Raw genomic sequence first — 21,569 nt, forward strand, 5'->3', positions numbered from 1 at the left:
ACCGACTAATTAACTCGGAAATCATCGATTATTTAACCTGGAGGGGAAATAGTATGGCAAGATTAGTACAAAGCATTACAGATTTGATTGGCGATACACCGCTTGTTCGTCTAAACCGCGTTGTTCCAGAAGGAAGCGCAGAGATTTATGTGAAACTTGAGTACCAAAATCCAGGCGCCAGTGTAAAAGACCGTATTGCCATCTCCATGATCGAAGTAGCTGAGCAAGAAGGTATATTGAAGCCGGGCGATACGATTGTTGAACCAACTAGCGGTAACACAGGAATCGGAATAGCTTTAGTCGCAGCTGCTAAAGGATATAAGGCGATTCTGGTTATGCCAGAAACGATGTCTTTGGAGAGACGTAACCTGCTTCGTGCCTATGGGGCTCAGCTGGTTCTGACGCCAGGAGCAGAAGGAATGAAAGGCGCGATCAAACGTGCTGAGGAGCTTCAAGCAGAGAATCCTTCCTACTTCATCCCGCAACAATTCAAAAACCAAGCAAACGTAAAGGTTCACCGTGAAACAACAGGTCCGGAAATCGTTGAAGCGATTAATGCTCACGATGGCAAATTGGACGCTTTCATCTCGGGTATCGGTACGGGCGGAACAATTACAGGCGCAGGTGGCGTACTGAAAGAAAACTTCCCGAACATTAAGATTTATGCCATTGAACCTGCTGCATCCCCGGTACTTTCCGGCGGCAAGCCAGGTCCTCATAAAATTCAAGGTATCGGCGCAGGCTTTGTTCCAGATATTCTGAACACAAGCATCTACGACGAAATTATTGCCGTAGAAAACGAAGATGCTTTCGAAACTTCACGTCGTGTAGCCAAAGAAGAAGGTATCCTTGGTGGTATCTCTTCAGGTGCAGCGATTTTTGCAGCGCTTAAAGTTGCTAAAGAACTTGGCGCAGGCAAACGTGTAGTTGCTGTGATTCCAAGTAATGGTGAGCGTTACCTTTCTACGCCATTGTATCAATTCGAAGAGCAATAAGATTACTTACTACAAACGAGCCTTCAGCTGCTGCAGCTGGGGGCTTTTTTTCTGTGTAAGGTTGGAGTATACTAATGGACAACTAATCATCGGATGTCACAGGAAGGAGGGCAAGTATGATCCTAACAACAGTAGAACAGTGGCGTAATTGGTCCTCCACGTACACGATGCTGCCTTATGTCATTAAACTGGGACTTGCCGACGACCGGATCGCTTCTTGGCAAGAAGCGTGGAAAGAAGCCGCGCCTGATTCTTTTGTCTTAGAAAGCGGCAAAGGGGGGCGTTACACGTGCTTCGGTCTACAGCCGTTTTCTACGGTTTATGGAAACGGTTTGGATGCGGAAATGACGATGATCAATAAAAAAAGTCCTACTGGCAAGACGGAAGTATCACGTCTACAAGGAAATCCCCTCGATATCGTGAAGCAATGGATGTCAGCTTACCACAGCCCCAAAGTCGAAGGAGCCCCTAAATTTCTTGGCGGCTGTGTAGGTTATTGGAGCTATGACGTGATCCGCACCATTGAGAAACTCCCGGAGCAAGCGGCAAATGACTTGCCGATTCCGGATTATAGCTTCGCTATGTATGATCAAGTATGGACCTTGGATCATATCGATAAGAGCCTATACATTGCGGTGCATATGCCGCTTGAGAAGAGTCGTGCAGCCGATGACATCTATCTTCGGCGGCTTTACGCACAGGCGCACGCTGAGGCTGAGGCGATGCTCGCTCGCTGGCATGCGATCCGCTCCAGCAGCTGGTCAGGCTCGCACCTGAGCGGTGCAGACCAACCGGCGATCGCGCGCGAGCAGCTGCACATCGACGTCGAGAGCATCGCAGGCATCCAGCCTGCTTTCGGCAAAGCCGATTACATCGCGGCGGTGCAGCGCATCCAAGCCTACATCTCCCAAGGTGACGTGTTCCAAGTCAACTTGTCCGTTAGACAGAGCCGGCAGCTGCGCACGACGCCGGAGGAGATCTACGAGGCGCTGCGCATCGTCAATCCCTCGCCTTACATGGGCTTGCTGCGCTTCGCAGGCTTCGCCCTCGTCTCCGGCTCGCCAGAGCTGCTCGTACAGCTCGAGGACGGCGTCCTGCGGACGCGTCCTATCGCTGGCACGCGCCCGCGCGGCAAGGACGAGCAGGATGACCTGCGCCTAGCCGGCGAGCTCATCGACAACGACAAAGAGCGCGCCGAGCACATCATGCTGGTCGATCTCGAGCGCAACGACCTTGGCCGCATCTCGAAGTACGGCTCCGTCCATGTGAAAGACTTTATGGTCATCGAATACTACTCCCATGTGATGCATATCGTCTCGGAAGTCGTCGGCGAGCTCGCAGAGGGGAAGGACGCCTATGATGTCATTGCGGCGACCTTCCCAGGAGGCACGATCACAGGCGCTCCGAAGATTCGCACCATGGAAATTATTGAAGAATTAGAGCCAGTTCGCCGCGGACCTTACACAGGATCCATGGGTTGGATTGACTATAATGGGAATATGGAATTTAATATAATTATACGAACGCTGGTAGCTGTTCAAGGGATGGGTCATATTCAAGCAGGGGCTGGTATCGTCATTGATTCTATTCCTGAGCGTGAGTATATTGAATCCTTGAATAAAGCCAAAGCGATGTGGAAAGCGATAGAATATAGCGAGCGGAGCATGAGCCGAGCTTAAGCCCTAGCAGGGCTGACGAAAGGGGAGCTTAGAATGATTTTAGTGATTGATAATTATGATTCGTTTACGTACAACCTCGTCCAATATTTGGGAGAGATCGGTGAAGAAGTCGTCGTTCGACGCAATGACGAAATTGATTTAGCTGGCGTTGAGGCTTTGTCGCCGGATCATATTTTAATATCTCCGGGTCCTTGCACACCGAATGAAGCCGGAATTAGCTTATCACTGATCGACCATTTCAAGGGTAAAATCCCCATCTTCGGCGTCTGTCTAGGCCATCAATCGATTGGTCAAGCTTTTGGCGGCGACGTCATTCGCGCAGAGCGCTTAATGCATGGTAAAACCTCGGAGATTTTCCATGATGGTAAAACCTTGTTCGAAGGGCTTCCATCCCCTTTTATTGCAACTCGCTACCATTCCTTAATTGTGAAAACAGAGACGCTTCCTGATTGCTTGGAAGTCAGTGCTCGTACAGATGAGGGTGAAATTATGGCATTACGCCATAAGGAATATCCAATTGAAGGTGTGCAGTTCCACCCAGAATCGATCATTACTCAGCATGGTCATCAGATTCTGCGGAATTTTCTTCGCCGCACGGCCAAAACAGGAGTTTAATCTATGATTATTAGTGTCAACGGGATTCTGACGGATGATAAGGAAGCTGTGGTCTCGGTTTACGATCACGGCTTTCTTTACGGCCTTGGCCTTTTTGAGACATTTCGTACCTATAAGAAAGAACCGTTCCTGCTGCCCGAGCATCTTCGGCGTCTAACAGAGGGCTGCCGTGAGCTTGGGATTGGCTATAAGCCGGACCTTGCACATATTCAGCGTCTGATTGATGAGCTGCTTAAAGCCAATAACCTTGAGGATGCATATATCCGATACTCCGTTTCGGCCGGAATTGATATCCTTGGGCTGCCATCAGACGTCTATCAAAACCCTACAGAGATCATTTACATCAAGCCGCTTCCACCAAGGGACGAGAAGATTTATGCACAGGGCAAAGCGCTGCAGCTGCTAAAATTGCCTCGTAATACGCCGGAAGGTCTATACCGATTTAAGTCCTTTCACTATATGAACAATATCTTGGCCAAAAGAGAATTACAGAAGTATGACTGGGCAGCTGGCGCAGAAGGCCTGATGCTGACCGAAGAAGGTTACGTAGCTGAGGGTATTGTGAGCAACATCTTTTTCATAAAGGACGAAACCTGCTACACGCCATCGCTTGATACAGGCATTTTACCTGGCATCACAAGGGCTTATGTGTTACAGCTGGCACAGCAGCAGCAGATTCCAACACAGGGTGGCCTATACCGATGGGAAGATCTCATGGAAGCCGATGAGGTGTTTCTCGTTAATTCCATACAAGAGATCGTACCCATTACGACTTTGTTCACACCCAGTGGACAATCTCACGCTGTTGGAAAGGGTATTGTAGGTCCAATAACCCGCCAACTTAGCGAGCTTTATAACTAATATTTGAAAACAACAGGAAGTGAATGGCAATGAAAGTGTTATCCTTTAGAGGACATGAGCTGCCCATTGGTGATCGGACGATCATTATGGGCATATTAAACGTAACCCCGGACTCCTTTTCGGACGGTGGGAATTACGTGAGGGTAGAGGATGCGGTGCGCAGAGCGCGCCAAATGGTAGCCGAAGGCGTTGACATCATTGATATCGGGGGAGAATCAACCCGACCGGGTTTTGCCAAGGTTTCGCAAGAAGAAGAACTGCAACGGGTAATTCCGGTCATTGAGGCACTAAGTAAGGAAGTAAACATTCCTATTTCTATAGATACGTACAAAGCGGATGTCGCCAAGCAAGCATTAGAAGCCGGGGCGCATATCATCAACGATGTTTGGGGCGGCCAAGCCGACGTTCGAATGGCAGAAGTTGCGGCAAGCTACGATTGTCCGTTTATCATTACGCATAATCGTGTGAACCCGACTTATTCTGATTTTCTCCGTGACATTTCTACCGACTTACAGCTCTATGCGAATCAAGCCAGAGAAGTTGGCGTTCGGGAAGAGCGTATTATTTTAGATCCGGGCATCGGATTTGCCAAGACCTACGAGCAGAATCTGTTCCTCATGAATCATCTGCGTGCGATCGTCGGTCTCGGATATCCGGTCCTTTTAGGCACATCTCGTAAAAGCGTCATTGGCCTAACGCTCAATCTGCCTCCTGAGGAACGTTTGGAAGGAACTGCATCGACCGTGGTGCTTGGAATTGCCCAAGGCTGTGGGATGATCAGAGTACACGATATTCAAGCGATGAAACGTTTAGCGGTTATGACTGATGCCATCATTCGTTCGCAGTTAACCTAAACTTTGGAGGCTCTTACATTGGATAAAATAACACTCTCCCGCATGCAGTTTTTTGGTAATCATGGTGTTTTTCCGGAAGAGAATAAGCTCGGTCAACGCTTTTATGTAGATGTAGAGCTTATGCTTCCGCTGGACAAACCCGGCAAGTCGGATCATCTGGATGATACGGTTAATTACGGGGAAGTATTTTTCAAAGTCAAAGAGGTTGTGGAAGGCCGCACTTATAAATTAATTGAAGCTTTAGCAGAAAATATTGCATCCGAGCTGCTGCATACTTATACTAGTATCAATGAAGTGACGGTTCGCGTCATTAAGCCGCATCCGCCCTTTGCCGTATTTTTTGACGGGGTAACTGTAGAGATTAACCGAAAGCGGGCAAATGAATGACAGCCGAAGAACGAGAACAAGGCACGATAGCCTATGTCGCATTGGGATCCAATATAGATGATCGTGAACACTATTTGCAGGATGCGATTACAGCGCTGAATCAGGAATCGGGCATAACGGTGACTGGATTGTCCAGCATCTACGAAACCGAACCGGTTGGCTATGTAGATCAGTCTGCTTTTCTTAATATGGTTATTCAAATCATTACCGTTTTACCTGCAGAAGAGTTGTTGTTCACTATGCTTGCCATCGAGAAAAGACTGGGTCGAACGCGCGATCTGCGCTGGGGCCCGAGAACGATCGATTTGGATTTACTCCTTTACGGCGACCATCAGCTTACAACCCCCGACTTGATCATTCCGCATCCGCGGATGCATGAGCGGGCTTTTGTATTAGTTCCTCTCACTGAGGTTCTCTACAAGCGACAAGATGCTGCATTTGAATTCATCTCCGCGCATTTGGAGAAACTGGAAGGAAAGGAAGGCGTCATCCTATGGAAAAAAGCTCAGTAGCTCAGCGTATACGCGCTTTTCGTAAGTTAAAAGGGTACACTCAGAACGAATTAGCTGATTTACTCGGTGTGTCGATTGCCATCTTAGGTGCTATTGAAAGAGGTACTCGTAAACCGGATACCAAAATAATAAATAAAATCTCGCAAGTTCTGAATATTGAACCGGATGAGTTAGTCGCAACGGTTGCGAGATGAGAGGAGTGGAATCTTCGGTGCTGAAAATAGGAAATGTCGAAGCTCCCAATAAAGTCGTACTTGCCCCAATGGCGGGTGTATGTAACCCTGCGTTCCGACTCATAGCCAAAGAATTTGGTACAGGATTAGTCTGTGCAGAAATGGTTAGTGATAAAGCCATTGTTCACGGGAATTCCCGCTCGATGGAAATGCTTTATGTTGATGATCGAGAAAAACCGCTAAGTCTGCAAATCTTTGGTGGCGATACCGAAACGCTTGTACAAGCGGCTAGAATCGTTGACCAACAGACGAATGCAGACATTATTGATATAAATATGGGTTGTCCAGTACCGAAAATCACAAAGTGTGATGCGGGTGCAAGATGGCTGCTCCAACCTGAGAAAATCGAAGAAATGATCGCGACTGTTGTTGCGGCAGTAAGCAAACCAGTAACCGTGAAGATGCGTATCGGTTGGGATTCCGAGCACATTTATGCCATAGAAAATGCTAAAGCTGTCGAAAGAGGCGGCGGAAGCGCTGTTAGTGTCCACGGGCGTACACGTGAGCAGCTGTATACAGGTAAAGCGGATTGGGACATCATTCGTGATGTTAAGCAAGCTCTATCGATTCCCGTTATCGGGAACGGGGATGTCGTGACACCGGAGGATGCTAAACGCATGTTAGACCATACGGGTGTAGATGGCGTGATGATTGGGCGCGGCGCGTTAGGCAACCCTTGGATGCTTTACCGTACTGTACAATACCTTGCCAATGGTGAATTACCGCCTGAGCCGACACCCGAAGAGAAGATCCGTATCGCGATATTACACATGGACCGACTTATTGCTCTCAAGGGTGAACATGTTGCTGTGAAAGAGATGCGCAAACATATGGCATGGTACCTCAAGGGGATGACAGGATCGGCACGTGTGAAGGATACGATTATGGAGATGTTGAAGCGTGATGAAATGGTGCGAGCTTTGAATGATTATGTCGAGCATCTATATGCAACCACGATTGAAGAATCAGCCGTACTACAATAAAAAATGCAGCTATGGTTGAGATTGACATTTTGAAACCGTTGCAATATAATCAGTCAATATTAATGTGTTCCTGCATATATTGAAAGACAAACGAGCAACTAACTTATTTAAGAAACGTGAATTCATACTACTTGAATCAGCTCTTTTAAGACCCAACTCCTAGCAGGAAGCATCGATTCAACGATATGAAAATCTTTCACATGACGGGAGATCAGTTGGAAATGGCTGAAAAAGAGGTCATTCTTACACCAGAAGGTTTAAGAAAGCTCGAAGATGAGCTTGAGCATCTGAAATCAGTGAAGCGCCGGGAAGTAGCTGAGAGAATCAAGGTTGCCATCGGATATGGCGATATCAGTGAGAACTCAGAGTACGAAGACGCGAAAAACGAACAAGCTTTTATTGAAGGCAGAATCATTACTTTAGAAAAATTGCTGCGCAATGCGCGTATTATTAATAACGATGATGTCGATACCAACACCGTGAGTGTTGGCTCAATCGTAACGCTGAAGGACTTGGAATTCGGTGATTTGGTTGAATATAACATCGTAGGTACGGCGGAATCCGATCCGTTGATGAATAAGATTTCCAATGAAAGCCCTGTAGGTAGAGCTATTTTAGGTAAACAAAGGGGCGCGAACGTTGACGTTGTCGTTCCTGCTGGCGTCATTCAGTATCAAATTATTGATATTAAAAAGTAGCGTGCAGCCGCATTTCTTTGGAAAGCTTCCTTTCGGAAGCTTTTTTCCGGTTTTAGCACCCTTTACTAATAAGTAGGAGATGAAAGCATGAGCCAGGAATTGGAATTGAACGAATTGCTCGTCATTCGCCGTAATAAATTGGACGAGCTTCGCGGTCTAGGAGTCGATCCTTTTGGCAGCAAATACGTAAGAACGCATTCAACCAAAGAAATCCTTACAGCCTACCAAGATAAAACCAAAGAAGAGTTGGATGCTGAGCACCATGAGGTCAGTATCGCCGGACGTATTATGCAAAAAAGAGGCATGGGTAAAGCCAGCTTCGCACATCTTCAAGACATTACAGGCAAAATTCAAATCTATGTGCGTGAAGATGCACTAGACGCGAACAAATACCAGGCTTTTGATCTTCTGGATCTAGGCGATATGGTTGGGGTTCAGGGCGTTGTTTTCAAAACAAAAACCGGCGAAACTTCTATTAAAGTGAAATCGCTTGAAGTTTTGACCAAATCCTTGCTTCCGCTGCCGGATAAATTCCATGGTCTTAGTGATGTAGAGCTTCGCTATCGCCAACGTTATGTTGACTTGATTATGAATCAAGATGTACAGCAAACATTTATTCTTCGTTCCCGTATTATTCAGTCCATGCGTAGGTACTTGGATTCTCTGGGCTATTTAGAAGTGGAGACTCCAACATTACACTCCGTAGCTGGTGGAGCGTCTGCGCGTCCTTTTAACACACATCATAATGCTTTAGACATGCAGCTCCATATGCGTATTGCGATTGAGCTTCATTTGAAGCGTCTGATTGTTGGCGGATTAGAAAAAGTGTACGAAATTGGGCGTGTATATCGTAACGAGGGTATCTCTACGCGTCATAATCCGGAGTTTACGATGATTGAGCTTTATGAGGCTTATGCTGACTACAAAGACATCATGAAACTTACGGAGGAACTTATTGCGCATATTGCGCAAGAGGTTCTTGGTGGTACAACAGTTCCATATGGCGATCATGAAGTCAATTTAGCTGTTGGCTGGAGACGTGTATCCATGGTGGATGCCATTAAAGAAGTTAAGGGCGTGGACTTTAGCGTTCACATGTCGAACGAGGAAGCTCATCGCTTGGCCAAAGAGCATCATGTGCAGGTTGAGCCTCATATGACATTCGGTCATATTGTGAATCAATTCTTCGAAACATTTGTAGAAGAGACCTTGATACAACCAACCTTTATTTACGGACACCCATTAGAAATTTCACCGCTTGCCAAAAAGAACCCCGAGGATCCGCGCTTCACGGATCGCTTCGAACTCTTTATTGTAGCGCGTGAGCATGCTAATGCATTTACGGAGCTTAACGATCCTATTGATCAAAGAGAGCGTTTTGAAGCTCAGCTTCGTGAGAAAGAGCAAGGCAATGACGAGGCACATGAGATGGATGAAGACTTCATTCGTGCGCTTGAGTACGGAATGCCTCCAACGGGTGGTCTAGGAATAGGAATTGACCGTCTGGTTATGCTATTGACGAATGCACCGTCCATTCGTGATGTACTGTTGTTTCCGCTTATGCGTGAACGTCAAGGAGAATAATTGCTTAAGTTTCGAGGCACCGAGAGGTGTCTCGAAACTTTTTAAAATAGTACTTGCAATGTCCATGGCGTCTGTGGTATCTTATAAAAGTTGCCGCTGAGACAACAAAAAGCTTAACAAAAACAACTTACAAAAATAAGTTGCAAAGTAATTCTCGGTATGGTATATTGGTCTTCCGGCTTTCGAAAGAGAGCGGGTTGAACAAGAGAAATTGATCTTTGAAAACTGAACAACGAGTGAGTAAGCACGAATGAGAAATCGTTCAAAAAAGAGATTGCAAAATCTCGCTAGCAACGCAAATGAGCAATTAAGCTTTCAAATAGTTTTACTATTATGGAGAGTTTGATCCTGGCTCAGGACGAACGCTGGCGGCGTGCCTAATACATGCAAGTCGAGCGGACTTATCCTTCGGGATAAGTTAGCGGCGGACGGGTGAGTAACACGTAGGTAACCTGCCTATAAGACTGGGATAACTATCGGAAACGATAGCTAAGACCGGATAACTGGTTTTCTCGCATGAGAGAATTATGAAACACGGAGCAATCTGTGGCTTATAGATGGGCCTGCGGCGCATTAGCTAGTTGGTAGGGTAACGGCCTACCAAGGCGACGATGCGTAGCCGACCTGAGAGGGTGAACGGCCACACTGGGACTGAGACACGGCCCAGACTCCTACGGGAGGCAGCAGTAGGGAATCTTCCGCAATGGACGCAAGTCTGACGGAGCAACGCCGCGTGAGTGATGAAGGTTTTCGGATCGTAAAGCTCTGTTGCCCTAGACGAACAGCAAGAGGAGTAACTGCCTTTTGTGTGACGGTATAGGAGAAGAAAGCCCCGGCTAACTACGTGCCAGCAGCCGCGGTAATACGTAGGGGGCAAGCGTTGTCCGGAATTATTGGGCGTAAAGCGCGCGCAGGCGGTCAATTAAGTTGGGTGTTTAAGCCCGGGGCTCAACCCCGGTTCGCATCCAAAACTGGTTGACTTGAGTGTAGGAGAGGAAAGTGGAATTCCACGTGTAGCGGTGAAATGCGTAGAGATGTGGAGGAACACCAGTGGCGAAGGCGACTTTCTGGCCTATAACTGACGCTGAGGCGCGAAAGCGTGGGGAGCAAACAGGATTAGATACCCTGGTAGTCCACGCCGTAAACGATGCATACTAGGTGTCAGGGGTTTCGATGCCCTTGGTGCCGAAGTTAACACAGTAAGTATGCCGCCTGGGGAGTACGCTCGCAAGAGTGAAACTCAAAGGAATTGACGGGGACCCGCACAAGCAGTGGAGTATGTGGTTTAATTCGAAGCAACGCGAAGAACCTTACCAGGTCTTGACATCCCTCTGAATACGGTAGAGATATCGTAGGCCTTCGGGACAGAGGAGACAGGTGGTGCATGGTTGTCGTCAGCTCGTGTCGTGAGATGTTGGGTTAAGTCCCGCAACGAGCGCAACCCTTGATCTTAGTTGCCAGCACTTCGGGTGGGCACTCTAAGATGACTGCCGGTGACAAACCGGAGGAAGGTGGGGATGACGTCAAATCATCATGCCCCTTATGACCTGGGCTACACACGTACTACAATGGTCGGTACAACGGGAAGCGAAGCCGCGAGGTGGAGCCAATCCTTATAAGCCGATCTCAGTTCGGATTGCAGGCTGCAACTCGCCTGCATGAAGTCGGAATTGCTAGTAATCGCGGATCAGCATGCCGCGGTGAATACGTTCCCGGGTCTTGTACACACCGCCCGTCACACCACGAGAGTTTACAACACCCGAAGTCGGTGGGGTAACCCGCAAGGGAGCCAGCCGCCGAAGGTGGGGTAGATGATTGGGGTGAAGTCGTAACAAGGTAGCCGTATCGGAAGGTGCGGCTGGATCACCTCCTTTCTATGGAGACTCGGTCTTGATAAGACCAGTCAAGTGTACGTAAGTACACAAACCGCTTACTCACTCGTGTTCAGTTTTGAAAGAGCAAGCCTCTTTCTGCAGGATGGTTAACACCATGTTGCACTCGTTTGGTGATGATGGCGGAGGGGACCCACGCGTTCCCATCTCGAACACGACCGTTAAGCCCTCCAGCGTCGATGGTACTTGAACCGCAGGGTTCTGGGAGAGTAGAACGTTGCCAAGCGAGCCCACGTCAAGCTTTCGAAGAAAGCTTTCTTCGAAAGCTCGTAGGTGGGTTTTTATTTTGGAAAGTTTCCCGAAAATGTATCATTTATGGGCCCTTAGCTCAGCTGGTTAGAGCGCACCCCTGATAAGGGTGAGGTCGGTGGTTCGAGTCCACTAGGGCCCACCATATAAGTTTATCCCATTATGGGGCCATAGCTCAGCTGGGAGAGCGCCTGCCTTGCAAGCAGGAGGTCAGCGGTTCGATCCCGCTTGGCTCCACCAATACCACATTTTAAGACAGAAATTTCCAAGAAATTTCGACTTGAAATGAAGTAATAAGATGTGATAAGATAACTTTCGCCGCTGAAATAGGGTGAAGAAAAGCGAATCACAGATGTAATTTGTTCCTTGAAAACTAGATAACGAAACAAAACGTAAAGTAAGAACTTAGGTTGTGTGATTCTTTTGGATCATGCAAAAATCTTTAAAGTTTTTTCTAGGTTAAGCTAGAAAGAGCACACGGAGGATGCCTAGGCACTAGGAGCCGAAGAAGGACGTGGCGAACGACGAAATGCCTCGGGGAGCCGTAAGCAGGCTTTGATCCGGGGATGTCCGAATGGGGGAACCCAGCTGTGGTAATGCGCAGTTACCATGCAGTGAATACATAGCTGCATTGGAGGCATACCCAGGGAACTGAAACATCTAAGTACCTGGAGGAAAAGAAAACAAAAGTGATTCCGTCAGTAGCGGCGAGCGAAAGCGGAATAGCCCAAACCAAGGAGCTTGCTCCTTGGGGTTGTAGGACCTCGTTGTGGGGTTAGTTCGGTAGGCGAAGCGATCTGGAAAGGTCCGGCATAGAGGGTAAAAGCCCCGTAGCCAAAATCGAACGAAACCCCTAGAGGTATCCTGAGTACGGCGGGTCACGTGAAACCCCGTCGGAATCCGGCAGGACCATCTGCCAAGGCTAAATACTCCCTAGTGACCGATAGTGAAGCAGTACCGTGAGGGAAAGGTGAAAAGCACCGCGGAAGCGGAGTGAAAAAGAACCTGAAACCGTGTGCTTACAAAAAGTCAGAGCCCTCTATATGGGTGATGGCGTGCCTTTTGTAGAATGAACCGGCGAGTTACGTTCCCGTGCGAGGTTAAGCTGAAAAGGCGGAGCCGCAGCGAAAGCGAGTCTGAATAGGGCGCTTTAGTACGTGGACGTAGACCCGAAACCGTGTGATCTACCCCTGTCCAGGGTGAAGGTGAGGTAACACTCACTGGAGGCCCGAACCCACGCATGTTGAAAAATGCGGGGATGAGGTGGGGGTAGCGGAGAAATTCCAATCGAACTCGGAGATAGCTGGTTCTCCCCGAAATAGCTTTAGGGCTAGCCTCGGATGTTGAGTTGTGGAGGTAAAGCACTGATTGGGTGCGGGGCCCGCCAAGGGTTACCAAGTCCAGTCAAACTCTGAATGCCACAAACTTAAATCCGGGAGTCAGACAGTGAGTGCTAAGATCCATTGTCAAAAGGGAAACAGCCCAGACCATCAGCTAAGGTCCCCAAGTGTGTGTTAAGTGGGAAAGGATGTGGAGTTGCACAGACAACCAGGATGTTGGCTTAGAAGCAGCCACCATTGAAAGAGTGCGTAATAGCTCACTGGTCGAGTGACTCTGCGCCGAAAATGTAACGGGGCTAAACACGCCACCGAAGCTATGGCTTGCACTTTAGTGCATGGGTAGGGGAGCGTTGTATGTACGTAGAATTCTGACCGTAAGGACAGGTGGAGCGCATACAAGTGAGAATGCCGGTATAAGTAACGAAAAGATCAGTGAGAATCTGATCCGCCGAAAACCTAAGGGTTCCTGAGGAAGGCTCGTCCGCTCAGGGTAAGTCGGGACCTAAGGCGAGGCCGAAAGGCGTAGTCGATGGACAACAGGTGGAAATTCCTGTACCACCGTAGCCGTTATGAGCAATGGAGTGACGCAGAAGGATAGTGACGCGAGCTGATGGATGCTCGTCCAAGCAGTGAGGCTGATGTGTAGGCAAATCCGCACATCGATAAGGCTGGGCTGTGATGGGGAGGGAAATTTAAGTACCGAAGGTCATGAGTTCACACTGCCAAGAAAAGCTTCTAGCCAGGCGAAGGTGCCCGTACCGCAAACCGACACAGGTGGGTGAGAAGAGAATTCTAAGGCGCGCGGAAGAACTCTCGTTAAGGAACTCGGCAAAATGACCCCGTAACTTCGGGAGAAGGGGTGCCTCGGTAGGGTGAATAGCCCGAGGGGGCCGCAGTGAAAAGGCCCAAGCGACTGTTTAGCAAAAACACAGGTCTGTGCGAAGCCGCAAGGCGAAGTATACGGGCTGACGCCTGCCCGGTGCTGGAAGGTTAAGAGGAGTGGTTAGGGGCAACCCGAAGCTATGAATTGAAGCCCCAGTAAACGGCGGCCGTAACTATAACGGTCCTAAGGTAGCGAAATTCCTTGTCAGGTAAATTCTGACCCGCACGAATGGCGTAACGACTTGGGCGCTGTCTCAACGAGAGATCCGGTGAAATTTTAATACCTGTGAAGATGCAGGTTACCCGCGACAAGACGGAAAGACCCCATGGAGCTTTACTGCAGCTTGATATTGGACTTTGGTACGATCTGTACAGGATAGGTGGGAGCCTTTGAAGCCTGAGCGCCAGCTTGGGTGGAGGCATCGTTGGGATACCACCCTGATCGTATCGGAGTTCTAACCTGGTACCGTGATCCGGTATGGGGACAGTGTCAGGTGGGCAGTTTGACTGGGGCGGTCGCCTCCTAAAATGTAACGGAGGCGTTTAAAGGTTCCCTCAGAATGGTTGGAAATCATTCGCAGAGTGCAAAGGCATAAGGGAGCTTGACTGCGAGACCTACAAGTCGAGCAGGGACGAAAGTCGGACTTAGTGATCCGGTGGTACCGAATGGAAGGGCCATCGCTCAACGGATAAAAGCTACCCTGGGGATAACAGGCTTATCTCCCCCAAGAGTCCACATCGACGGGGAGGTTTGGCACCTCGATGTCGGCTCATCGCATCCTGGGGCTGAAGTAGGTCCCAAGGGTTGGGCTGTTCGCCCATTAAAGCGGTACGCGAGCTGGGTTCAGAACGTCGTGAGACAGTTCGGTCCCTATCTGTCGCGGGCGTAGGAAATTTGAGAGGAGCTGTCCTTAGTACGAGAGGACCGGGATGGACGTACCGCTGGTGTACCAGTTGTCTCGCCAGAGGCATCGCTGGGTAGCTATGTACGGAGGGGATAAGCGCTGAAAGCATCTAAGCGCGAAGCCCCCCTCAAGATGAGATTTCCCAGTATGTAAGACCCCTTGTAGACGACGAGGTTGATAGGTTCGAGGTGGAAGTGCAGCAATGTATGCAGCTGACGAATACTAATCGGTCGAGGGCTTAACCTAATATAGGGATCTTTTGACGAAGTCAAAAGTCTCTCCGCTTAGGGATCTTTAATCGTAGATTAAAGTCTCTCTGCTTGAAACCTAAGGATTACTTTACAAATGTTTCGTATCTAGTTTTCAGGGAATAATATTTCCTGATGTATATATATCTTGGAGAGATACCCAAGTGGCTATAAGGGGACCCTCTGCTAAGGGGTTAGACTGCGTAAGTGGTGCGAGGGTTCGAATCCCTCTCTCTCCGCCAGTTTCCAAATATATATACCTTTTATGTGGCGGCGTAGCTCAGCTGGCTAGAGCGTACGGTTCATACCCGTAAGGTCGGGGGTTCGAGCCCCTCTGCCGCTACCATAAAACCAACACCAGTCGGAGGCTTAGCTCAGCTGGGAGAGCATCTGCCTTACAAGCAGAGGGTCGGCGGTTCGATCCCGTCAGCCTCCACCATTTTTATCTTTATGCCGTTGTAGCTCAACTGGTAGAGCAACTGACTTGTAATCAGTAGGTTGGGGGTTCAAGTCCTCTCGACGGCACCATGTTACTTGAAGATGGTTCAATGATGGAGTTTCCTATTACTTTCCGGGGGCCCCGATAATTTTTAGCATGGAGCTGTGGTGTAGTGGCCTAACATGCCTGCCTGTCACGCAGGAGACCGCGGGTTCGAATCCCGTCAGCTCCGCCATTTATTTTTTTAGTGAATTAGGACAAGCTAAAGACAATTACATAAGGCTCGGTAGCTCAGTCGGTAGAGCAGAGGACTGAAAATCCTCGTGTCGGCGGTTCGATTCCGTCCCGAGCCATTGAGATGGTTGTGCTGCAACAATGCAGCATGGTTATCTCTCATCTGGAGGCTTAGTGAAGTGGCTAAACACGGCAGACTGTAAATCTGCTCTCTTCGAGTTCGGTGGTTCGAATCCATCAGCCTCCATTTTACCTTGAGTCATTAGCTCAGTTGGTAGAGCACCTGACTTTTAATCAGGGTGTCGTAGGTTCGAATCCTACATGACTCACTTTTATTAGTAAACGTAGGAGACCGTGAGGTCTTTATTTTTTTATATAATCCCCAAAAGGTAGAGTCCCACCCATGCATAAAGAAAAAGCATCCATAAGCAGGATGCTTTTTTCTATATCAACTTGTCTGCAACTGACTTCATTTTTTGCTTCATAGAAGCCGGTTTATCACGGCGATCGTCGATTTTGATGGATGTGGAGACTCGCTCAGCACCATTCGTAAAAGGGACTTCGTGAACGGCACGAATGACTTCTAGCAGACGATCTAAAGGACCCTCTAGGATGGTACCCATAGGCGTCATTTCAAAAGCGATATCGGCATGTTTTTCTAGTTCTTTGTGCAGATCTGCGACATAACCGCTGAGGCTGGTGGTGGCTGTTCCTATAGGGATAATGGTGAATTCTGCGATAGCCATGGAGGTCACTTCTCCTTTCATTTTGTAAAGCTCTCTTCTATTGTAGATGAGTGACTACAGGCAATGCAATTCACCGTGAAGCTAACTTCGCCAATTAAGAACTGGCAAGGTCAATAATATAATCGGCTGTTCTTGCAGCAAGCGCCATTACGGTGTTGGTGGGATTTCCTCCACTGGATGTTACGAAGAGACTCGCATCGCAAATGAACAGGTTTGGAATGTCGTGGCTTTGACCGTAAGAATTGACGACGGAGGTAGCTGGATCATTACCCATGCGGCAGCCGCCCATGAGATGCTGAGTGTCGGATACTACGTGGGCAACCTCGCCTCCGGCTGCTTTGAGGATGAGTTTCATATTCTCTACAGCGTGATCGATTAATTTAAGATCGTTATCCCCGTAATGGAAGGTCACGGAGGCACGAGGCATTCCGTTTTCATCTTTTTCAGAGGATAAGGAGATATGGTTGTCCCATTGCGGAAGAACTTCTCCAACCATGGTTAAACGCCCATAGTAGTTGTAATCAAGCATGATTTGCTTAAGCTGCTGCCCCCAGATGGGCTCGTGAGACGATTTGCTGATCCCCTGAGCCATATCTATAGGTCTCGAGCCGTGAGAGTGAATCGTATAGCCACGCGCAAAGCCTCTGCGCGGATCAGTCTCATAGAAATCTTGTGTGGAGGCTAATACAGGTGTGCCTTTGTACAAACGAACCTCTTGCTCAAATTTGGCGTAGACATCATTACTGCTATGCGTCATAATCGCGCGGCCTACCCAGCCGCTGGAATTCGCCAAACCGTCAGGAAATTGAGGAGTAGCGGAGTGAAGCAGCAGGCGAGGGGTCTCGACAACATGTGCGCATAAAATAACAGTTTTGGCTCGTTGACGATAGGTTGTCTCCTGATGAACAAAGAGAACACTGTTGACATGCCCCTCTTTATCAACTTCGATTTGCGTAACCATACAATCCGGTAGTATTTCGGCTCCAGCGTGAACGGCCTTAGGGATATGAACGATCAAGGTACTAAACTTGGAATTCGGCATACAGCCTTGGATACAGAAGCCACGATTGGTGCAGGGAGGACGTCCTTCAAAAGGAGCGGATAGAATAGCAAGCGGTGTAACCGCGGATTGAATGCCAAGTGCTTCGCAGCCCTTTTGAAATAAATAGGCATTAGGACTTAGGGGGTCACGCTCTGGATAAGGGTAAGGACCATTGAAATTTCCCCATGGGAAATGCTTCGGCCCGGAAACAGCAATTTCTTTTTCAATTCTGTTGTAATAAGGCTCCAGATCCTTGTAGTGAATGGGCCAATCTTCACCAACGCCATCAATGGACTTTGTTTTGAAATCTGATTCATGAAAGCGCAAAAAAACACCGGTAAAGTTCTGTGTCCCGCCGCCTATCCCCCTACCCGAATTGTGGCTCCCCAATCCAAATGGTTCCGTCCCATCAACAATACGAGTATCCTCCCAAGCTAAACTCTGCATGCTCAGCTCGTCACTAGCGAAATCCTTCTGAGGATCCCGCCAAGGGCCCGCATCGAGCACAACAACACTCAGACCAGCTTCACTCAACTCTTTGGCTAGTACACCGCCTGCTGCACCTGCACCTACAATTACGATATCAGCAGCATCATGTTCATGTCTCCACTTCATGGCTTCCTCACTGCCTCCCAAGGATCAAGTTGGCCAGGTTCTGCTCTTACATATCCACGAGGATAGGCAGGGCCACCAAAACCGATCTCCGACCAAACTAAAGGATGTGAGTAATAGGCCTCTACACTTAACTGAAGGAGTTTATGAAACAGTGCTTTTTGTGGAATGTCATCCCAAGCTTCCGTTGGAGGGTAGCTGGCATCGCTGATTTGGAGCATGATGTGCTTTTGAGCAGTTTCATCTAATTGGAAGAAAGGTCGGCTATCGGCTATCCATCCAGCCTCGTCAATAGCTTTAAGTCCCTGACGCAGGAGTTTTTGAATGGGGGGCACATTGACCTTGCGCTGTCCTTCCCCTTTATTTTCTGTCAATGTTTGATCGATATGAGTAAGGATCGTTTGAACAATATCTCCTCGATAATCATCCATGAGCAAAGCGCACCAAGCCCGTAATGTCTCCGTTTCTACCGGGGTTAGAAAATGATAAGAATGTTCTCGCACCAGTCGGGAGGTCACTATGGACCGAGTATGGGAATCCCATTCCTTTTGCTCATCCATGACGTTGTAGGTCGGATAATAGGTATGATTTTTCATGGTAAGTCATCCTCCATAGATAGCAGTAATACCAAAAATGCTAATGACTGAAAATAGTAAAGGCATCATCACCGGCGAACCCGTAAGAAAATTTCACAATGCTAAGCCGCCTACCCGTTTCTGAACACCTTTGATGTGAAATATAAAGCCGATTATTCCTTGAATGACGCCAAACCAGAAGCAGATCCTCCTATAGGTTGAAATCACCCTAGTACAATTATTTCCAAATTATCAAAGATTATGAGTTGGTTTTATTTGGCCATATTTACCACTGCCGCGTGTTTCCCGTGATTAAGCTAAGGAAGGTACATTTGTTAGCAAAAGTAATGTGCAAACCGGAGATCTAGTTTTCTTCACAACTGTGGATTCCGGCAATCTAAACAGATCCCTTTTGCAGTTGCTGCAGGAGGGGTCTTTCACATTCACATGAGGGGGGGCACATATGTTACAATAAGGAGATAGATATAGAAGATATATGGGAGTAAGGGAGAGAGGCAGATGGATTGGGAGCGTGTAAAAGAGCGTTTGGAAGCGGTTTTACAGTCGCCTATGCAGATTAGCTTGATACCCGAGGCAGATTGGGAGCATTTGGCGGAAGAACAGGCAGAGAATCTTGAGAGCTTTAATCGAAGTGTTGTGCGTGGTCAGGATGTGCTTTTTTATTTATCCAAAGAACATAAAGATATTCGCATTCTGCAGGTTTCCAAAGCCAAACTAACATCTTCAGAACGCAAACTTGTGGAGTTAACGGTAGAGTCTAAGATGACATTAGAAAAGAAGCAGTGGGGAGTCTTTCTATCTGAAGATGAAAGAAAGGCGCACCAATTAAGAGATTGGCTGCTGCAGCAGATGGAACGCGGTTCAACCCATGCTGAGCTGCCGGATGCGCTTGCTTCACAATCCTCTCTATATTCAACGAAAATTCCGCTGTTATTATATGGAGACTATTCTCAAAATCAGCGCGTTTCCTATGCGGAACTGAAGAAACTGTTGGAGTCTTTCTTTGAATCGGAGATTATTCTGATTCCTTTACTAGAAAAAGAGTGGCTGATCCTAGCACCCGAAGGTCTGCTAACCAGTGGTAGCGAAGAGCGAGAAGGCGATGAGGAAGAAAGCGTAGAGCAGATACTCGACGCTCTCGGCTCAGGGCTGTATGAAATGCTCGCTAATGAGTGGGTTGGCGAATGCCACCTGGCTATTGATTATCCGGTAAAGCCTTCGAAATCGCTGTTTGCCACGATTCTCAAGCTGAGGGAAACCATCATGTTAGGGCGTTCCTTTCATGTAGGGAGCTTTATTCATCTTCGTTGGGAGCTTCGTTTGGAGAAGCTGCTGCACTTGATTGACGAAGAGGAAAAGGCAGAATTCCTAGAACAGGTACTTCGCGGCATAGACCATGTGCTGGATGCAGAGACAGTTATCACGTTGGAACATTTCTTCACACTGGACTGTAACGTTAGTGAAACAGCGAAGAAGTTATATATACATCGTAATACCTTGCTCTATCGTTTGGACAAGTTTAAAAATGAGACCGGACTCGATGTGAGAACGTTCAATCATGCGGTTTTAGTGAGACTTGCATTACTATTGTACAAAGTAACGAAAAGAAAGTGATTTTTTTGTAGGGATTGTGCATAGTCAGTCCGGACTTCGTAGGGTAAGATGAGTATATTGAAAAGTTGATCAGCAAGCATATGATCGATAAATCGTAGGGGGAATGAAACCATGGCAGGCGTACGTTTAAATCATATCGTTAAAAGATATTCTGGTGCAGAAGAATCCACAGTTAAAGATTTCCATCTTGAAGTTGAAGATAAAGAGTTCGTTGTATTGGTTGGAGCATCCGGTTGCGGAAAATCCACAACTCTTCGTATGATCGCAGGATTAGAGGAAATTACTGAAGGTGAACTTTACATCGGCGACCGCCTTGTAAATGATGTAGCTCCAAAAGATCGCGATATCGCGATGGTTTTCCAATCTTACGCCCTTTATCCACATATGACTGTTTATCAAAACATGGCATTCGGCTTGAAACTTCGTAAATTCAAAAAAGCAGATATCGATGCTCGCGTTCGTGAAGCAGCGAAAATCTTGGATATTGTTCATTTGCTTGATCGCAAACCAAAAGCTCTTTCCGGTGGTCAACGTCAACGTGTTGCCTTGGGTCGTGCGATTGTTCGTGAGCCACAAGTATTCTTAATGGATGAGCCGCTTTCCAACTTGGATGCGAAACTTCGTGTACAAATGCGTGCGGAAATTACAAAATTAACAAAACGTCTTGGTGTTACAACGATCTACGTAACGCATGACCAAATCGAAGCAATGACAATGGGCGATCGCATCGTTGTTATGGATAAAGGTATCATTCAACAAGCGGCTACACCTGAAGAAATTTACAACTTCCCTGTTAACATCTTCGTTGCGGGCTTCATCGGATCCCCATCCATGAACTTCATGACAGGTACATTAACACAAGAAGGCAGCGGCATTTTCTTCAAAGCAGGTACTGTGAACGTTGAAGTTCCAGCTGGAAAAGCACAAGTACTGAAAGATAAAGGTTTCGTTGGTAAAGAAGTCATTCTAGGTGTTCGTCCAGAAGATATCCACGAAGAGCCTGTATTCTTAGAAGCATCCCCGAACACAGTATTCAATGTTAACGTTGAGTTGACTGAGAACTTGGGTCACGAAATGTACTTGTACCTGAACGGTATCGGCGCTAACACTGTAATCGCGCGTGTTGACGGTCGCTCTGGAATTAAAGAAGGCACAAATGTTAAATTGGCTCTAGACATGAACAAAGTTCATTTCTTCGATAAAGATACAACATTGTCCATCTTGGTTAACCCTAATCTATAAGTTTTTAACAGAAAGGCCAGCCGTTATCGGCTGGCCTTTTTGTATGTTCATACAGATTCACGAACACTTTAGTTGATTTCAACTAACTATTCCATTACGATGAAACTATTGAAAAGAAAGAATAATA

The 21,569-nt window shown here is 47.6% G+C and carries 16 protein-coding genes, 10 tRNA genes and 3 rRNA genes; 26 read left to right on the top strand and 3 right to left on the bottom strand.

The window, feature by feature from the left end:
- Positions 1-53: 53 nt before the first annotated feature.
- The 24 genes from cysK to QFZ81_RS35445 all read left to right on the top strand — a co-directional run bounded on the left by cysK (position 54) and on the right by QFZ81_RS35445 (position 15,919).
- Entirely contained in the window at positions 54-995 is a 942-nt protein-coding gene (gene cysK / locus QFZ81_RS35330) for a cysteine synthase A (protein ID WP_307436256.1), read from the top strand.
- Positions 996-1,111: 116 nt separating this feature from the next.
- A complete protein-coding gene (locus QFZ81_RS35335; RefSeq protein WP_307606481.1) occupies positions 1,112-2,674 on the top strand; it encodes an anthranilate synthase component I family protein in 1,563 nt (520 codons plus the stop codon).
- A 33-nt stretch (positions 2,675-2,707) separates the two neighbouring features.
- On the top strand, positions 2,708-3,289 hold the full coding sequence (pabA, locus tag QFZ81_RS35340; RefSeq protein ID WP_307436249.1) for an aminodeoxychorismate/anthranilate synthase component II: 582 nt from the start codon (positions 2,708-2,710) through the stop codon (positions 3,287-3,289).
- Positions 3,290-3,292: 3 nt separating this feature from the next.
- The gene (gene pabC, locus QFZ81_RS35345) at positions 3,293-4,150 is read left to right on the top strand and encodes an aminodeoxychorismate lyase (protein WP_307436246.1); all 858 of its coding nucleotides are present in this window, start codon (positions 3,293-3,295) and stop codon (positions 4,148-4,150) included.
- A gap of 29 nt (positions 4,151-4,179) precedes the next feature.
- Positions 4,180-5,004, top strand: coding sequence for a dihydropteroate synthase (gene folP, locus QFZ81_RS35350; RefSeq protein ID WP_307436243.1), 825 nt, complete (start codon positions 4,180-4,182; stop codon positions 5,002-5,004).
- A gap of 18 nt (positions 5,005-5,022) precedes the next feature.
- Positions 5,023-5,391, top strand: coding sequence for a dihydroneopterin aldolase (folB, locus tag QFZ81_RS35355; RefSeq protein WP_171649103.1), 369 nt, complete (start codon positions 5,023-5,025; stop codon positions 5,389-5,391).
- Positions 5,388-5,903, top strand: coding sequence for a 2-amino-4-hydroxy-6-hydroxymethyldihydropteridine diphosphokinase (gene folK, locus QFZ81_RS35360; RefSeq protein WP_307436240.1), 516 nt, complete (start codon positions 5,388-5,390; stop codon positions 5,901-5,903). The genes folB and folK overlap by 4 nt, the downstream gene beginning before the upstream one ends.
- Positions 5,885-6,097, top strand: coding sequence for a helix-turn-helix domain-containing protein (locus QFZ81_RS35365; RefSeq protein WP_047682939.1), 213 nt, complete (start codon positions 5,885-5,887; stop codon positions 6,095-6,097). Before folK ends, QFZ81_RS35365 begins: the two co-directional genes overlap by 19 nt.
- A gap of 17 nt (positions 6,098-6,114) precedes the next feature.
- A complete protein-coding gene (gene dusB / locus QFZ81_RS35370; protein ID WP_307436235.1) occupies positions 6,115-7,119 on the top strand; it encodes a tRNA dihydrouridine synthase DusB in 1,005 nt (334 codons plus the stop codon).
- Between the two features lie 221 nt (positions 7,120-7,340).
- Positions 7,341-7,817 carry a transcription elongation factor GreA gene (gene greA / locus QFZ81_RS35375; protein WP_056833844.1) on the top strand — a complete coding sequence of 159 codons (477 nt, stop codon included), beginning with the start codon at positions 7,341-7,343 and terminating at the stop codon, positions 7,815-7,817.
- Between the two features lie 87 nt (positions 7,818-7,904).
- Entirely contained in the window at positions 7,905-9,401 is a 1,497-nt protein-coding gene (gene lysS / locus QFZ81_RS35380) for a lysine--tRNA ligase (RefSeq protein ID WP_307436231.1), read from the top strand.
- Between the two features lie 330 nt (positions 9,402-9,731).
- Positions 9,732-11,275, top strand: a 16S ribosomal RNA gene (locus tag QFZ81_RS35385).
- Between the two features lie 127 nt (positions 11,276-11,402).
- A 5S ribosomal RNA gene (gene rrf, locus QFZ81_RS35390) occupies positions 11,403-11,519 on the top strand.
- Between the two features lie 91 nt (positions 11,520-11,610).
- Positions 11,611-11,687 (top strand) — tRNA-Ile (locus QFZ81_RS35395).
- Between the two features lie 19 nt (positions 11,688-11,706).
- Positions 11,707-11,782, top strand: a tRNA-Ala gene (locus QFZ81_RS35400).
- Between the two features lie 217 nt (positions 11,783-11,999).
- Positions 12,000-14,915, top strand: a 23S ribosomal RNA gene (locus tag QFZ81_RS35405).
- The 16S, 23S and 5S rRNA genes sit together here with 10 tRNA genes alongside, the layout of an rRNA operon.
- A 152-nt stretch (positions 14,916-15,067) precedes the next feature.
- Positions 15,068-15,159, top strand: a tRNA-Ser gene (locus QFZ81_RS35410).
- Between the two features lie 27 nt (positions 15,160-15,186).
- Positions 15,187-15,263 (top strand) — tRNA-Met (locus QFZ81_RS35415).
- Positions 15,264-15,280: 17 nt separating this feature from the next.
- Positions 15,281-15,356: transfer RNA gene (locus tag QFZ81_RS35420), tRNA-Val, on the top strand.
- A gap of 13 nt (positions 15,357-15,369) precedes the next feature.
- Positions 15,370-15,445: transfer RNA gene (locus QFZ81_RS35425), tRNA-Thr, on the top strand.
- A 69-nt stretch (positions 15,446-15,514) separates the two neighbouring features.
- A tRNA-Asp gene (locus tag QFZ81_RS35430) sits at positions 15,515-15,591 on the top strand.
- Positions 15,592-15,636: 45 nt separating this feature from the next.
- Positions 15,637-15,709 (top strand) — tRNA-Phe (locus QFZ81_RS35435).
- Positions 15,710-15,755: 46 nt separating this feature from the next.
- Positions 15,756-15,837: transfer RNA gene (locus QFZ81_RS35440), tRNA-Tyr, on the top strand.
- A gap of 9 nt (positions 15,838-15,846) precedes the next feature.
- A tRNA-Lys gene (locus tag QFZ81_RS35445) sits at positions 15,847-15,919 on the top strand.
- A gap of 114 nt (positions 15,920-16,033) precedes the next feature.
- On the opposite strand, the gene QFZ81_RS35450 is transcribed toward QFZ81_RS35445, so the two are convergent.
- From QFZ81_RS35450 to QFZ81_RS35460, 3 genes are all read right to left on the bottom strand, one after another.
- Complete coding sequence (locus tag QFZ81_RS35450) at positions 16,034-16,336, bottom strand: MTH1187 family thiamine-binding protein (protein WP_307436229.1); 303 nt, start codon at positions 16,334-16,336, stop codon at positions 16,034-16,036.
- Between the two features lie 94 nt (positions 16,337-16,430).
- Entirely contained in the window at positions 16,431-17,993 is a 1,563-nt protein-coding gene (locus QFZ81_RS35455; RefSeq protein WP_307436224.1) for a GMC family oxidoreductase, read from the bottom strand.
- Entirely contained in the window at positions 17,990-18,586 is a 597-nt protein-coding gene (locus QFZ81_RS35460) for a gluconate 2-dehydrogenase subunit 3 family protein (RefSeq protein WP_307436222.1), read from the bottom strand. The genes QFZ81_RS35455 and QFZ81_RS35460 overlap by 4 nt, the downstream gene beginning before the upstream one ends.
- Positions 18,587-19,084: 498 nt before the next feature.
- Between QFZ81_RS35460 and QFZ81_RS35465 the strand changes: the two genes are divergently transcribed.
- Both QFZ81_RS35465 and QFZ81_RS35470 read left to right on the top strand, forming a co-directional pair.
- Positions 19,085-20,200: a PucR family transcriptional regulator gene (locus QFZ81_RS35465; RefSeq protein ID WP_307606483.1), complete on the top strand. Its 1,116-nt coding sequence runs from the start codon at positions 19,085-19,087 to the stop codon at positions 20,198-20,200.
- A 111-nt stretch (positions 20,201-20,311) separates the two neighbouring features.
- Positions 20,312-21,442, top strand: coding sequence for an ABC transporter ATP-binding protein (locus QFZ81_RS35470; protein WP_171641331.1), 1,131 nt, complete (start codon positions 20,312-20,314; stop codon positions 21,440-21,442).
- Positions 21,443-21,569: the final 127 nt, after the last annotated feature.

Source organism: Paenibacillus sp. V4I9, from assembly GCF_030817295.1.
Lineage (GTDB): Bacteria > Bacillota > Bacilli > Paenibacillales > NBRC-103111 > Paenibacillus_E.

Coding starts and splice junctions, on each gene's coding strand:
- QFZ81_RS35455 (WP_307436224.1), bottom strand. CDS start 17,993: ATGAAGTGGAGACATGAACATGATGCTGCTGATATCGTAATTGTAGGT.
- pabA (WP_307436249.1), top strand. CDS start 2,708: ATGATTTTAGTGATTGATAATTATGATTCGTTTACGTACAACCTCGTC.
- lysS (WP_307436231.1), top strand. CDS start 7,905: ATGAGCCAGGAATTGGAATTGAACGAATTGCTCGTCATTCGCCGTAAT.
- QFZ81_RS35460 (WP_307436222.1), bottom strand. CDS start 18,586: ATGAAAAATCATACCTATTATCCGACCTACAACGTCATGGATGAGCAA.
- QFZ81_RS35470 (WP_171641331.1), top strand. CDS start 20,312: ATGGCAGGCGTACGTTTAAATCATATCGTTAAAAGATATTCTGGTGCA.
- folK (WP_307436240.1), top strand. CDS start 5,388: ATGACAGCCGAAGAACGAGAACAAGGCACGATAGCCTATGTCGCATTG.
- greA (WP_056833844.1), top strand. CDS start 7,341: ATGGCTGAAAAAGAGGTCATTCTTACACCAGAAGGTTTAAGAAAGCTC.
- QFZ81_RS35335 (WP_307606481.1), top strand. CDS start 1,112: ATGATCCTAACAACAGTAGAACAGTGGCGTAATTGGTCCTCCACGTAC.
- QFZ81_RS35365 (WP_047682939.1), top strand. CDS start 5,885: ATGGAAAAAAGCTCAGTAGCTCAGCGTATACGCGCTTTTCGTAAGTTA.
- cysK (WP_307436256.1), top strand. CDS start 54: ATGGCAAGATTAGTACAAAGCATTACAGATTTGATTGGCGATACACCG.
- QFZ81_RS35450 (WP_307436229.1), bottom strand. CDS start 16,336: ATGGCTATCGCAGAATTCACCATTATCCCTATAGGAACAGCCACCACC.
- QFZ81_RS35465 (WP_307606483.1), top strand. CDS start 19,085: ATGGATTGGGAGCGTGTAAAAGAGCGTTTGGAAGCGGTTTTACAGTCG.
- pabC (WP_307436246.1), top strand. CDS start 3,293: ATGATTATTAGTGTCAACGGGATTCTGACGGATGATAAGGAAGCTGTG.
- folP (WP_307436243.1), top strand. CDS start 4,180: ATGAAAGTGTTATCCTTTAGAGGACATGAGCTGCCCATTGGTGATCGG.